The organism is Novosphingobium sp. (assembly GCF_027531025.1).
Taxonomy (GTDB): domain Bacteria; phylum Pseudomonadota; class Alphaproteobacteria; order Sphingomonadales; family Sphingomonadaceae; genus Novosphingobium.
In genome coordinates, this window is record NZ_JAPZQX010000007.1 from 51,998 (window position 1) to 64,973 (window position 12,976).

12 protein-coding genes and 1 tRNA gene are annotated in these 12,976 nt (G+C 65.8%); 5 read left to right on the forward strand and 8 right to left on the reverse strand.

All coding sequences use genetic code 11. The features are described 5' to 3' along the window. The first annotated feature begins 55 nt into the window (after positions 1-55). A complete protein-coding gene (locus O9281_RS11055) occupies positions 56-1,387 on the forward strand; it encodes a cytochrome P450 (RefSeq protein WP_298185678.1) in 1,332 nt (443 codons plus the stop codon). A gap of 13 nt (positions 1,388-1,400) precedes the next feature. Next, entirely contained in the window at positions 1,401-1,877 is a 477-nt protein-coding gene (msrB, locus tag O9281_RS11060; protein ID WP_298185681.1) for a peptide-methionine (R)-S-oxide reductase MsrB, read from the forward strand. On the opposite strand, the gene O9281_RS11065 is transcribed toward msrB, so the two are convergent. The 8 genes from O9281_RS11065 to O9281_RS11100 all read right to left on the reverse strand — a co-directional run bounded on the left by O9281_RS11065 (position 1,835) and on the right by O9281_RS11100 (position 8,486). Then, positions 1,835-3,658: a hypothetical protein gene (locus O9281_RS11065; RefSeq protein ID WP_298185684.1), complete on the reverse strand. Its 1,824-nt coding sequence runs from the start codon at positions 3,656-3,658 to the stop codon at positions 1,835-1,837. The genes msrB and O9281_RS11065 overlap by 43 nt on opposite strands. Further along, positions 3,646-4,683, reverse strand: a complete 1,038-nt coding sequence (locus tag O9281_RS11070) for an NAD(P)-dependent oxidoreductase (protein WP_298185686.1) — start codon at positions 4,681-4,683, stop codon at positions 3,646-3,648. The genes O9281_RS11065 and O9281_RS11070 overlap by 13 nt, the downstream gene beginning before the upstream one ends. A gap of 22 nt (positions 4,684-4,705) precedes the next feature. Further along, positions 4,706-5,140 (reverse strand): GtrA family protein, encoded by a 435-nt coding sequence (locus tag O9281_RS11075; protein ID WP_298185688.1) that lies wholly within the window; start codon positions 5,138-5,140, stop codon positions 4,706-4,708. A 14-nt stretch (positions 5,141-5,154) separates the two neighbouring features. After that, positions 5,155-6,768, reverse strand: coding sequence for an NAD(P)/FAD-dependent oxidoreductase (locus tag O9281_RS11080; protein ID WP_298185690.1), 1,614 nt, complete (start codon positions 6,766-6,768; stop codon positions 5,155-5,157). 48 nt (positions 6,769-6,816) lie between these two features. Continuing rightward, on the reverse strand, positions 6,817-7,458 hold the full coding sequence (locus O9281_RS11085) for a PilZ domain-containing protein (protein WP_298185692.1): 642 nt from the start codon (positions 7,456-7,458) through the stop codon (positions 6,817-6,819). 103 nt (positions 7,459-7,561) lie between these two features. Next, positions 7,562-7,646 (reverse strand) — tRNA-Leu (locus tag O9281_RS11090). 82 nt (positions 7,647-7,728) lie between these two features. Next, positions 7,729-8,010 (reverse strand): integration host factor subunit beta, encoded by a 282-nt coding sequence (gene ihfB, locus O9281_RS11095; protein ID WP_298185695.1) that lies wholly within the window; start codon positions 8,008-8,010, stop codon positions 7,729-7,731. A gap of 137 nt (positions 8,011-8,147) precedes the next feature. After that, positions 8,148-8,486, reverse strand: a complete 339-nt coding sequence (locus O9281_RS11100; RefSeq protein ID WP_298185698.1) for a GntR family transcriptional regulator — start codon at positions 8,484-8,486, stop codon at positions 8,148-8,150. 188 nt (positions 8,487-8,674) lie between these two features. Between O9281_RS11100 and O9281_RS11105 the strand changes: the two genes are divergently transcribed. The 3 genes from O9281_RS11105 to O9281_RS11115 are packed head-to-tail and all read left to right on the forward strand — an operon-like array spanning position 8,675 to position 12,947. After that, a complete protein-coding gene (locus O9281_RS11105; protein ID WP_298185700.1) occupies positions 8,675-10,228 on the forward strand; it encodes a peptide MFS transporter in 1,554 nt (517 codons plus the stop codon). Continuing rightward, entirely contained in the window at positions 10,228-11,625 is a 1,398-nt protein-coding gene (locus O9281_RS11110) for an amidohydrolase (RefSeq protein WP_298185702.1), read from the forward strand. Before O9281_RS11105 ends, O9281_RS11110 begins: the two co-directional genes overlap by 1 nt. Next, positions 11,622-12,947, forward strand: a complete 1,326-nt coding sequence (locus tag O9281_RS11115; RefSeq protein ID WP_298185706.1) for an amidohydrolase family protein — start codon at positions 11,622-11,624, stop codon at positions 12,945-12,947. Before O9281_RS11110 ends, O9281_RS11115 begins: the two co-directional genes overlap by 4 nt. Positions 12,948-12,976 lie beyond the last annotated feature (29 nt).

Genomic DNA, 12,976 nt, shown 5'->3' on the forward strand with positions numbered 1-12,976 from the left:
ATAAGTCTCGATGGGAAACTGATTGCGCACAGCCGCAAGCGGAAGAGGATATGTCATGGCCACGCAGATTGCCGATGCCCCGTTCAAGTACCGCACCTCGCCCACGGCGATCGAGGCTTTCGAAGCCTGGCTGAAGGAACACGGGCAGGAACTGCCCAAGCATACCCATCCGTGGGACGTTTCCCGGTCCGACATCTTTGTCGAGGACCGCTGGCAGCCGATCTTTGCCGAGATGCGGGCCAAGGCTCCGGTTAACTGGGTCGAGGGGACGCCTTATGGCAATTACTGGAACGTCACGACCGTAAAGACGATCCAGCACGTCGAATCGCTGCCCGAACTCTATTCCTCCTCGTGGCAGTATGGCGGCATCACGATCGGCGATCCGCCGGAGGATGTGACCCCCGAACATCTCGAGGAACGCCGCCTGCCGATGTTCATCGCGATGGACCGGCCCGAGCATACCGGCCAGCGCCGTACCGTGGCCCCGGCCTTCACCCCCGGCGAGATCGACAAGATGGCGGCCGAGGTGCGGATGCGCACCGCCGCCGTGCTCGACAGCCTGCCCTGGGGCGAGGAGTTCGACTGGGTCGACAAGGTCTCGATCGAACTGACCACTGGCATGCTGGCGATCCTGTTCGGCTTCCCGTGGGAAGACCGCCGCCTGCTCACCTTCTGGTCGGACTGGGCGGGCGATGTCGAACTGGGTCTGGCGCGCGAGCTCAACGACACCCGCTTCGAGATCCTGCAGGAAATGGCCCAGTACTTCGGCCGCCTGTGGATGGAGCGCACCGGCGCGCCGCCCAGCCGCGACCTGATCTCGATGATGATCAATTCGGACGCCATGAACCACATGAGCCCGCAGGAGTTCATGGGTAATCTGGTGCTGCTGATCGTGGGGGGCAACGATACCACCCGCAACACCATGTCGGGCATCGTCCAGGCGCTTGACCAGTTCCCTGACCAGCGCGCGATCTTTGAAGCCGATCCCTCGGTGATCCCCAACGCGGTGCAGGAATGCATCCGCTATGTCACCCCGCTGGCCCACATGCGCCGCACCGCGACCGAGGATGCTGACCTGTTCGGCCAGCAGATCAAGAAGGGCGACAAGCTGATCCTGTGGTACATCTCGGCCAACCGCGACGAGGCCGTGTTCGATAACCCGGACAAGCTGATCGTCACGCGTGAGAATGCCCGGCGCCATCTGTCGTTCGGCTATGGCATCCACCGCTGCGTGGGTGCGCGCCTGGCCGAGCTGCAGCTGAAGATCCTGATGGAAGAAATGCACGCGCGGCGGATGCGGGTGAATGTCACCGGCAATGTCCGCCGGGTCCGCGCCAACTTCGTCCACGGCTTCCGCGAACTGGGCGTGACGCTGTCCAAGTTCTGATGGCCAAGTTCTGATGCTGCACCGTCGGCAGTTGCTGGGCTGGCTGGGTGCCGGGGCGGCCTCCGGCGCGCTGGCCGCCTGCGGCCAGGCCGAGGCGCGGACCTGGCCGGTCCGCTACAGTGATGCCGAGTGGAAAAAGCGGCTGACGCGCGAGCAGTACTACATCCTGCGCCAGAAGGGCACCGAGGTGCCGGGCACGTCGCCCTTGCTCCATGAAAAGCGCAAGGGCGTGTTCGTCTGCGCCGCAGATGGCAATCCGCTGTTCGATTCGGCCACCAAGTATGACAGCCGGACCGGCTGGCCCAGCTTCTGGGAGGTGCGGCGCGGGGCAACCGGGTTCTCGATCGACTATGACGTCGGCTATCCGCGCACCGAGGTGCATTGCGCGCGCTGCGGCGGGCATCTGGGCCACGTGTTCGACGATGGCCCGCGCCCGACGGGCAAGCGTTACTGCATAAACGGTGACGCGCTGCTGTTCCGCCCGGCCTGACGCACCCGATAGACTTTGAGCGGCCCCGTGGCGAAGGCGGGTACGGGCATCAGCCAATCCGGCAGCTGGCCGCTCGTCAGCATCCGGGCCAGACTGTCGGCGCGCTGCGCGGCAAGGAAGGCCGGTTCGATATCGCTGGCGCAATAGACCAGGTAATCGGACCGGTATGACCGGACGATGGCTTCGGCCCCGTCAAGCGGCCCGGCAAAGGCCTGGATCACAGCGTGGATCTCGCGGTCGGAGCGGTGATAGGTGCCAGCAATGGTGCTGTGCGCGCTCTTGGCCATCAGTTCGGATGATTTCGCGATCGGGGTGAACAGGCGGCTGGGCGGCAGCTGGCCAAGCTGGCGATAGTCGCAGCGATAGATGCTGCCGACATAAGGCTGGGCTGCGCGGTCGAAGGGCAGCGGCTGGTCGAAGTGGGTGGCAAGCGCGGTCGGCAGCACCGGGGTCAACAGCCCCAGGCAGGCCAGCGTGGCCGCGAGGCGGCGGGTCAGCTGCGGCACGGCCTGGGCCCGCGGCAGCCAGGTGGCGACCAGTACCGCACAGATCGGCACGGCCAGCAGCTGCGCGGCGACGGAAGCGCGCAGCAGCACCAGCGAAACCGCGGCGGCCAGCATGGCCAGGACCCAGGCGGTCAGCCAGCGGTCGCGGCGGTGCGGGTCGGCGGTGCCTCGCACGATCGACCAGCCGCCCAGGCCGGCGAGGAGCGCGGTCGACAGCAACATGACCTGCGCCGAGAACTGTTGCGCGGTGATCGGCAGAGCTTCGATGAAGCGGTCGAAAAACAGCGACCGGGCCAGGGCATCGACATTGGCCAGCGGGCTGACCGCGCAGATGCCCAGCGGCAGCACGATCAGTGCGGCGGCCAGGACCGGCACCGGCAGCAGGACCAGCAACCGCACGGCCCGGCTGGCACTGGTCGGCACCCGGCGCGTGGCGAGGATCAGCGCGGCAGTGGCCGCGAAGGCCATCAGGTGCGGCGCCGAGAGTACGTCACAATAGGGAGTGAGGAGGTCCGTTGGCGGCCGGAAGACCGGGACCAAGGCAGCCGAACCGAGCGCCAGGCCCAGGAAATAGGGCTCATGCTCGCGGCGGCCCTGCCACCAGTAACGCGCTGCCAGCCAGCCTCCGGTACCGATCACGAAGGGCATGGTTTCCAGCGAGAGCACCAGCGCGATACTCGCCACGATCCCCGCAGCCAGCAACCTCGTCCAGCCGCCCGCGACCGTCAGCCAGGTGATCGCCAGCGCGCAGACCGCGAGCCAGCCGTGATAATCGACCCGCAGTGGCGCGAAGGTGCCCAGCAGCACCGGAAAGGTCGGCAGCATGATCAGGGCAATGGTGCGCGTGGAACGGGGCAGATCCAGCGCAGCGGTCAGCCGGTTCATCACGGCCATGGCCACCAGCAGCTGCAGCAGCGGGACGATGGTCATCGCGGCGATCTCGGCGGTGGTCCGCTCGACGATCTGCTGCAACGGGTAAAGCACGGCGGCGAGCGGCAGGTCGCCCAGCCGCACCCAATGGATGTCCCCCCCGAACGGCGGGTTCCAGCGATATTGCCGCGTATCGAACCAGTCCTGTCCGGCCAGCCAGTCGCGCACTTGCAGCAGCCGGGTATAGTCGTCCGGATCCCGAGCCTGGAACGCGAGGATCTGGGGCGCGTTGGCCAGCAGCAGCACCGCGCAGGCGATCAGCCAGACGCGCCACAGGCCGAAATGGCGCAGCAGCGGAAAGTCGCGGCTTCCGGCCGGGTTGGTCGAAGCGATCAGGTCAGCCATTTGAGGACGCGGATCACGCCCATCCGGGTGGCCTGGCGGTGCGCCGAAACATCCTTGCGCGCCGCGATCTCCAGCCGGTTGGCGTGGTAATAGCGATAGGCCTTCAGCATCATCTCGCCGTTGGTCAGCGTCGGCTGCCAGCCGAGCACCCGCTTGATCGCGGTGGTATCGAACACGAACGAACTGGCGATCATCCGGTAGTGATAGGGGCCAAGCGGCGAAATCCGCAAATGGTGAGCGATCTGCATCGCCAGGATCATCGGCGCCTTGGGCAGGGCCAGCAAGCGCGAGCGGCTGTTCGCCCCGTCGATCACCTGCTGGAAGCACCCGGCCATGGTCGGCACATTGTCCGAACCGATCCCGAAGGTGTGGCTGCCCTCGCAGTGCGCGGCGCGCAGCATCGCGTCGATCAGGTCGGCAGCATAGATGAACTGGTACCGGTTATCGCCCTTGCCGACCGTGACCACCCGGTTCCCGTCGGCGATGAATTCGAACAGGATCGCCAGCAGCCCCAGCCGTCCCTCGTCGATGATCGTCGGGCAGCGGATCGTGACTGTCTCGAACCGGTTGCCGAACCCGGCGAGGATCCGCTCGCCCTCCAGTTTGCTGACCCCATAGGGCTCGCAGGGGGCGGGTTCTTCGGCTTCGGTCACGGGCCGGTCGAAACCATGGCCCCACAGGCAATTGCTCGACAGGTAGACCAGCTTGCGCACCCCGGCATCGGCGGTAGCCTCGGCTAGCACGCGGGTGCCATGGGCATTGTGGCTCATCAGCTCGGCCTCGGTGATCGAACCGTGGGCAAGCAGCGCAGCGCAGTGGAACACCGCATCGGGCCGCACCCGGGCATAGATCGCGTCCAGCGTCGCCCGGTCGCGGATATCGCCCACCACGGCATCGAGCCGCGGATGGCTGAGGGTCGTTTCGAGGAGGTCGATCGAAGTGACCCGGTGCCCGTCATCGAGCAGCTTCGTGACCAGCAGCGTGCCCAAGAAGCCCGAGCCGCCGGTTACAAGGTATTCGGCCATGATCCTGTCCCTGCCCGTCGGTTCACGCTGCCTGCCGGGCAGCGGTGAAGACGTAGTGCTTGCGAATGAAGTAGTTGAGAACGAAGCTGAACACCACCGCCACGCCCTTTGACAGGCGCACGTCCGCGCCCAGCGCATCGGCGGCGCTGACAATTGCGGTGGTCAGCGCCAGGCCGCCCCAGGTCGTGAACAGGAAGACCGCCTTCTGCACGGTGCGCGCCTTGCCGGGCGCATGGGTCCCGGCTTCGAAGACCGAGCGACTCAGGAGGATCCAGTGCGCCACGATCCCCAGGGTATAGGCGATCGCCGCGCAAAGGCCGGCGGGCAGGGCCGTTTCCAGCAGCAGCAGGAAGCTGCCCATGTCGACCGCCAGCGCACCGACGCTGGCCACGAAATAGCCCAGGAATTGCCGGTGCCGGTTCAGCAAGCGCGCAGCCAGGACGCGAGGCTGGAGCATGGCGGGGTTCCCGATCACGCCGCGCGGCGCTTGGGCGCAACGCGCTGCGGCACTTCGCGAACCGAACCCAGCGCGGCAGCCTGGTCTTCGGTCAGTTCCGCGCGAGCCGGGGCCAGCACCTTTTCGGCACCTTCATCACCGGCTTCGTGATATTCGGCGTCCTCGTTGACACACCAGGTGTCGTAAAGGCGCTGCCCGGCGACGATGTTCTCCACCGTCAGCATGGCGGTCATCATCGCGTGGTCCTGGTTGTTGTAGCGGTGCATGCCGTTGCGGCCGACGAGGTGCAGCGTGGGCCAGGCGGCCTCCAGCTCTCGGCGCATGGCCTCGACATGGGCGGCATAGTCCTCGTCATAGACCGGATAGGCCTTTTCCTGGCGGACCACGACGCCGCCAATCACCTGCTTGGCCGAGACCAGGCCCAGCTGGGCCATTTCGCGGGTGGCGAGTTCGACCAGTTCGGCATCGGCCATCGACCACAGGCCGTCACCCTCGAAGCAGAAGTATTCAAGGCCCACGCAGGCCACGCCCTGATCCGGCACCATTTCGGGCGACCAGGAACGGAAGTTCTGGATCCGGCCAACCTTCACCTTGCTGTCGTGGATATAGATCCAGTTGTCGGGGAACATGTCCTCGTCGGCGCGGATCTTCAGGGCGACAGTCAGGAAGTCCCGATACTTCAGCTGCTTGGCGTTGAAGCTGGTGGCCGGCAGCGGATGCAACCGGGCCGCCAGTTCGCGCATCGGGGCTGAGCTGATCACGTGGGCGGCATTGATAACGGTATCGCCTGCCGGGCCAGTCGCGGTCATCCGCCAGCCGCCGGCATTATCGCTGGCCAGTTGCTTCAGGGCATGGCCCATCAGCACCTCGCCCTTGCCGGTTGCCAGGATCTTGTCGCGCGCAGCGTCCCACATCATGCCGGGGCCAAGCCGGGGATAGCGGAAGGTTTCGAGCAGGGTCTTGGTCTGCATCCCGTCGTTGGGCCGCTTGTTGAGGCCGAGGCTGCGCTTCAGTCCATCGACCACCGCGCCCCACAGCGACAGGCCCTTGATCCGCTGGGCGGCCCAGTCGGCGCTCATTTCGTCGCAGGGCATGCCCCAGACCTTCTCGGTATAGGTCTTGAAGAAGATCGAATAGAGCTTCCAGCCGAACTGGTTGACGGTCCAGTCCTCGAACGACTTCACGGCCTTGTTCGGAAAGGCCTTGGCCTTGGCGAAGCTCACCATGCACAGCGTGGAGCGGACGATCCCCAGGTTCCACAGGGCCTCGAAGGCGCGCAGCGGATAGGAATAGAACTTGCCCTCGTAATAGATCCGGCTCATCCGCGGGCGCTGGATGAAATCGTCGGGCAGGATCTCGTTCCACAGGTCGACCACCTGCTGGCTCTTCGAAAAGAAGCGGTGTCCGCCGATATCGAAGCGATAGCCTTCGTGCTCGACCGTGCGGCTGATCCCGCCGACATAGGTTTGGTCCTTCTCGATGATCGCTACCGACAGGCCCCGCTTGGTCAGCAGATAGCCGGCAGTCAGGCCGGCCGGCCCCGCGCCGATGATCACCACGTCCACTGTGGCGCCGCGCGGCGGGTTGGTCGCGGTAAAGCCATGACCCGAGAAGTTCTGAACAGACATTGTGCCCCCGTTGGTTCCGGTAGGCCAAAAGTGAAGGAAAATGCCTAATCAGTGATTAACGCGCTGGCCGATCCGATTGATGACAGGCGGTTTCTGCAGCCGCTCGACCAGCAGGGCCAGTTCGCTGAGCGTGAAGCCTTCGTGAAACACCAGCCCGTGGGCATTGCCCTTGCGCCAACGCACCCGGGCGTGCCGCACCGGGAACGGGCCGCCGCCGATCTTGACCAGCTGGCGCAGCGCCAGGAAATGATCGAGTTCGACCAATGCGCCATGCAGCGACAGGTCGCGCAGCTGGCCGACCAGGGCCATGTCGCCCACCCCCAGGTCGATCGGCAGGTCCAGCTTCAGCCGCAGCTGCCGCTTGGGATAGAGCCCGGCCTCGTCGACCAGCGCCGACAGTTCGATCGGGCCATCGTGAAACTGGAAGCCGACATGGCCATCGGCTTCCCAGACCGGTTCGAGCAGATAGCGCGCGCCGTTGCCCAGTTCGAGCGCGATCGGCTCGCCCGGAGGCAGGGGGTGAAACAGCTTGGCTTTCAGGCCGGTCGCCGAAACGTCGCGCAGGATGCACAGGTATTCGCCTGCCGGGCTGACCAGCTTGGCCGCCCGCAGCATAAGCGAAACGCGCGGCGCGGTGCGCAGTTCCGCACCGTCCGGTTGTTCCCCAGGACCTGTCACCCGATCGTGCACCCCAACGATCTCCTGGCTGCCAGAAAACGGCAGTCAGGCAGGCTGTTAGCCCGCAAACCGTTATCAACCCGCTAAAATGGCTGGCGTAACAGTCCTTGGCCAATGGTGCGGACGGTGGGACTCGAACCCACACGAGCAAGGCTCAGGGGATTTTAAGTCCCCGGCGTCTACCATTCCGCCACGTCCGCGCGGTTGCCCGCCTTACGGCGGCGCGGCTGGATAGGGAAGTGGTTCGGTGCCGCGCGGACCGGCCGCTTGGCTCGTTCGGCCTCAGTCCGAATTGAGGCGCGCGCGCATTTCCTTGCCTGGCTTGAAATAGGGCACCTTCTTGCCGGGCACCGCAACGCTGGCGCCGGTCCGCGGATTGCGACCCTGGCGGGCGTCGCGCTGACGGGTGGAGAAGGCCCCGAAGCCGCGCAGTTCAACCCGGCCACCCTGGGCCAGGCGCTGGGCGATCTCGTCGAAGAAGGTATTGACCACCTTCTCGATCTCGTCGGCCTTGAGGCCGGGATTGTCGCGGGCAAGGGCCTGGAGCAATTCGGATCTGATCATCGCACGCCTTCCTTACGGATTGCAGGGCAACCCTATGGTTTTTCTCTGTTTCGGCGTGATGCGACTCTCGACCCGGTGCAAGCCGCACTGCCTGCCCGATTAGATGCCAGAGTGCGGCTCTGTGCGCAATTCCCTATTCAGGTGGTCAGCAAGTCTTTGGCAACCAAGCCCAGTCGCTCCATCCGGGCGCGGATCTGCGGCCATTCGTTGGCCAGGAAGGCCTCGCGCTCGCTGCGGCGCAAGCGTTCGGCCGCGCCGCGGGCGACGAACATGCCGACACCGCGCTGCACCTCGACCAGGCCATCGAGCTGGAACTGCTGATAGGCCTTGGCCACGGTCAGTGGGTTGGCGCCCTGTTCGGCGGCCAGGGCCCGGACCGAGGGCAGCATCGCCCCTTCGGGAAAGGTGCCATCGATGATGCCGGCGGCGATCAGGTCGCGCAGCTTGAGGTATACGGGTTGAGAATGACCAGCCATGCTGTTTGACTGCCATAATACAGCGCGGCAGGCAAGCGGATTTGCCGCTCCGCACGCCGTGCAACCGGGCGGTGGATCATTGCGGCGAATTGAACGATTTTTGCTTCACAGCGCCGGAATCACGGTTAGTGTCCCCGCGCATGATGGCCCGCGCCAGACGCGGGCCCACGGCGATTGGGGAGCATTTCATGAAAGACATGGGGCTTTGGAACGAGGGTGACTGGATTGCGGCAATCGCGGTCTTTGTCCTGGCGGTGTTTCTGGCGATTGGGGCGCGGATCTCGATCCAGAAAGAACCGGAGTTCGCGGGCCATCCCAAGGGCCTGTACATGCTGTTCTTTGCCGAGATGTGGGAGCGGTTCTCCTACTACGGCATGCGCGCCCTGCTGATCTTCTACCTGACCCAGCACTGGCTGTTTTCCGACAGCAAGTCGAACCTGATCTATGGCGCCTATGCCAGCCTGGTCTACATCACCCCGGTGCTGGGCGGCTATCTGGCCGACCGTTACCTGGGCCAGCGCAAGGCCGTGCTGTTCGGCGGGGTCCTGCTGGCGGCCGGGCACAGCCTGATGGCGGTCGAGGGCGTTGGCGGGCAGAGCGATCCCACGATCAACGTGTTCTGGGCGGCACTGGCCTTCATCATCGTCGGCTCGGGCTTCCTCAAGGCCAATATCTCGGTGATGGTTGGCCAGCTTTACAAGCTGACCGACGTGCGCCGCGACGGGGCCTATACCATCTTCTACATGGGGATTAACCTGGGCGCGGCGGTTGGCACGATCCTGGTCGGCTACCTTGGCCAGACCATCGGCTGGGGCTGGGGCTTCGGCCTCGCGGGCCTGGGCATGCTGGCTGGCCTGGTGGTCTTCGTGCTTGGCAAGAGTGCCCTCAACGGCGCGGGCGAGGCACCGGCCCCGCTCGCCAAGTCGACCGAGTGGCTGCTCTATGCGATCGGTGTGGCCTCGGTCGGGGTGATCTGGGCGCTGATCCAGTACCAGGACGTGATCCAGAACCTGCTGGTGGTCTCTGGCCTCGCGCTGCTGGGCTATGTCCTCTACGAAAGCTTCAAGCTGCCCAAGGAACCGCGTGAACGGATGTTCGCGATCCTGTTCCTGATCAGCCTCAACCCGCTGTTCTGGGGCCTGTTCGAGCAGGCCGGCGGTTCGATGAACCTTTTCACCGACCGCTTCGTCGATCGCGGTGATGTCCCGGCCGCGATCTTCCAGTCGATCAATCCGATCTACATCATCCTGCTGGCCCCGCTGTTCGCAGCGCTGTGGCAGTGGCTGGGCAGGCGCGGCAAGGAACCTTCGGCCCCGGCCAAGTTCGGCCTGGCCCTGGCGCAGATGGGCCTTGCCAACCTGGTGCTGGTCTGGGGTGCCGAGGCCTATGGCATTGCGGCGATGACCCCGGTGATCTTCGTCTTCCTTTACTACCTGCTCGCCACCACTGGCGAACTGTGCCTCAGCCCGGTTGGCCTTTCGGCCATGAACCGGCTGGCACCCTCGTTCCTGGCCTCGCTGATCATGGGGGCCTGGTTCTACATGACGGCGGTGGGCAACTTCGTGGCTGGCAAGATCGGTGAGGCAACCGGTGGCCATGGCGGGGAAATGAGCAAGGAAAAGCTGCTCGAGATCTATGCGCTGTTCGGCTGGATCTCGATCGGTGCGGCGGTGGCCGTGCTGCTGGTTTCGCCGATCGTGAAGCGCTGGATGCACCTTGATACGCTGGAGGACCGCCCCTGATGCGCACGCGTTCCCTGATTGCCGGGGCTGCGGCCCTGGCCCTGCTGGCGACGCCCGGCCTTGCCAAGAAGAAGGATCCCGAACCCTCGCCTGCCGCCAAGGCCGCGCGCGAGTTCAACAAGGATCCTTATCCTTCGACCTACAAGCCCTATCCGGGCGAGGCCACCGCTCTGGTCGGCGCAACCGTGTTCGATGGCGCGGGTGGGCGGATCGACAATGGCACGGTCCTCTTCGCCGATGGCAAGGTGGTGGCCGTGGGCGGCGCGGATCTGGCGATCCCGGCCAATTACCGGCGGATCGACGGCACCGGCAAGTTCGTGACGCCCGGGATCATCGATATCCACTCGCACCTGGGGGACTATCCCAGCCCCAGCGTGGATGCCCATTCGGACGGGAACGAGGCGACCGCGCCGACCACGCCCGATGTCTGGGCCGAACATTCGATCTGGCCGCAGGACCCGGGCTTCAGCCGGGCGCTTGCCAATGGCGGGATCACCGCGCTGCAGATCCTGCCAGGTTCCGCCAACCTCGTCGGCGGGCGCTCGGTCACGCTCAAGAACGTCTATGCCCGCACCATCCAGGGAATGAAGTTCCCCGGCGCACCCTATGGCCTGAAGATGGCCTGCGGCGAGAACCCCAAGCGGGTCTATGGCAGCAAGGGCCGGATGCCCTCCACCCGGATGGGCAACATGGCCGTCAACCGCGCGACCTGGATCAAGGCCAAGGAGTACAAGGCCAAGCGTGACGCCGGCAAGCTGGAGAGCCGCGATCTGGCGATGGAATCGATGGTCGGGGTGCTGGAGGGTGAAATCCTGATCCAGAACCACTGCTACCGCGCCGACGAGATGGCGCTGGTGCTCGATATGGCCAGGGAGTTCGGCTACAAGGTCACCGCCTTCCACCATGCCACCGAAGCCTTCAAGATCGGCGATCTGCTGAAGGCATCGGGCACCTGTTCGGCGATCTGGGCCGACTGGTGGGGCTTCAAGATGGAAAGCTATGATGGCATTCCCGAGAACGCTGGCATCCTCCACAAGACCGGCGCCTGCGTGGTGATCCACTCGGATGACGAGAACGGCATCCAGCGCCTCAACCAGGAAGCCGCCAAGGCGCAGGGCGATGCCCGCCGCGCCGGGATCGACATTCCCGATGCCGAAGTGATCCGCTGGCTGACGCTGAACCCGGCCACCGCCATGGGGATCGACAAGCAGACCGGTAGCCTTGCCGCCGGCAAGATGGCCGATGTGGTGCTGTGGAACGGCAACCCGCTGTCGGTCTATTCGCGGCCCGACAAGGTCTGGGTCGATGGCGCGCTGCTGTTCGATGCGGCCGATCGCAAGCGTCGCCCGGTCAGCGATTTCGAGCTGGGCCAGGTCGGTGAAGGAGACGTGAAATGAGCCTGCGTCGCACGCTGCTGGGCGCGGCTGCGCTCATCGCCTTTGCCACCCCTGCCGTGGCGCAGGATGTCGCGATCACCAATGCCACTGTCGTGATCGGCGATGGTTCGGCCCCGATCCAGAACGGCACTGTGGTGCTGCGCGGGGGCAAGGTCGTCGCTGCTGGGGCCGGCGTGGCCGTGCCGGCCGGGATCCGCACGGTCGATGCCGGCGGCAAGTGGGTCACGCCCGGCCTCGTCGTGGCTGTAACCGATATCGGCCTGTTCGATGTCGAGGCGGTAAACGAATCCAACGATTCGGACAGCAAGTCGCCGTTCAACGCCGCGCTCGATCTCTCGCCCGCGATCAATCCGCTGGCCCAGCACATCGCCGTCAGCCGCGCCGGGGGCGTGACCCGTGCTGCGGTTGCGCCGATTGGCACCGGCGCGATCTTCGGCGGGCAGGGTGCGATCATCGACCTCGCCAGCGATGGCCAGCCGATTACCCAGGCCCGCGCCTTCCAGTATGTCGAGCTGGGCGAGGCCGGGGCCCGCGCCGCCGGGGGCAGCCGTGCCGCGGCCCATGCCGTGCTGCGCAATGCCTTCATGGAAGCGCGCGAACTGGCCCGGCGTGGCGGCGGGCAGGGGGCCGATCCCCGCCTGCAGGATGCTGCGCCCGAACGGCCCGGCGATGCTTTGCTGACCCGGTTCGATGCTGCCGCGCTGGTCCCGGTCGTGACCGGCCGTCAGCCGCTCTATGTCCGGACCGAACGCGCCGCCGATATCCGCATGGCGCTGGCGCTCAAGGCCGATTTCCCGGCCCTGAAGCTGGTGATCGTGGGGGCGAGCGAAGGCTGGATGGTGGCGCGTGAACTGGCTGCGGCCGGGGTGCCGGTGCTGGCAACCCCGCTCAACGACCTGCCCGCCAGCTTCGAGCAACTCGCCGCCACCCAGTCCAATGTCGGGCGGATGGCGGCGGCAGGCGTGCGGGTGGGCCTGGGCGCCTTTGGCGATCAGCCGCGCTATGCCCCGCAATATGCCGGGAACCTCGTGTCGCTGACCAGGGTGCCGGGGGCCAGCGGCCTGACCTGGGGCCAGGCCTTTGCCGCGATCAGCTCGGTTCCAGCTGCGATCCTGGGGATGGACAGCCGCTTCGGCAGCCTCAAGCCGGGCCTGTCCGGCGATGTCGTGATCTGGGATGGCGATCCGCTGGAAACCACTTCGGGCGCGGTGCAGGTGTTCATCGACGGGGTCGAGCAATCGCTGGAGAACCACCAGACGAAGCTGCGCGATCGCTACAAGGTGCCGACTGAAGGGGCGCTGCCCAAGGCTTACGAGTGGTAATCCGCAGGCAGTCCCTTTGACCAAACGGG

What these genes read in the sequence shown, in the direction of transcription:
- O9281_RS11100 (WP_298185698.1), bottom strand. Translation starts at nt 8,486, where the DNA reads ATGGCTGGTCATTCTCAACCCGTATACCTCAAGCTGCGCGACCTGATC.
- ihfB (WP_298185695.1), bottom strand. Translation starts at nt 8,010, where the DNA reads ATGATCAGATCCGAATTGCTCCAGGCCCTTGCCCGCGACAATCCCGGC.
- O9281_RS11075 (WP_298185688.1), bottom strand. Translation starts at nt 5,140, where the DNA reads ATGCTCCAGCCTCGCGTCCTGGCTGCGCGCTTGCTGAACCGGCACCGG.
- O9281_RS11115 (WP_298185706.1), top strand. Translation starts at nt 11,622, where the DNA reads ATGAGCCTGCGTCGCACGCTGCTGGGCGCGGCTGCGCTCATCGCCTTT.
- O9281_RS11110 (WP_298185702.1), top strand. Translation starts at nt 10,228, where the DNA reads ATGCGCACGCGTTCCCTGATTGCCGGGGCTGCGGCCCTGGCCCTGCTG.
- O9281_RS11080 (WP_298185690.1), bottom strand. Translation starts at nt 6,768, where the DNA reads ATGTCTGTTCAGAACTTCTCGGGTCATGGCTTTACCGCGACCAACCCG.
- msrB (WP_298185681.1), top strand. Translation starts at nt 1,401, where the DNA reads ATGCTGCACCGTCGGCAGTTGCTGGGCTGGCTGGGTGCCGGGGCGGCC.
- O9281_RS11070 (WP_298185686.1), bottom strand. Translation starts at nt 4,683, where the DNA reads ATGGCCGAATACCTTGTAACCGGCGGCTCGGGCTTCTTGGGCACGCTG.
- O9281_RS11065 (WP_298185684.1), bottom strand. Translation starts at nt 3,658, where the DNA reads ATGGCTGACCTGATCGCTTCGACCAACCCGGCCGGAAGCCGCGACTTT.
- O9281_RS11055 (WP_298185678.1), top strand. Translation starts at nt 56, where the DNA reads ATGGCCACGCAGATTGCCGATGCCCCGTTCAAGTACCGCACCTCGCCC.
- O9281_RS11105 (WP_298185700.1), top strand. Translation starts at nt 8,675, where the DNA reads ATGAAAGACATGGGGCTTTGGAACGAGGGTGACTGGATTGCGGCAATC.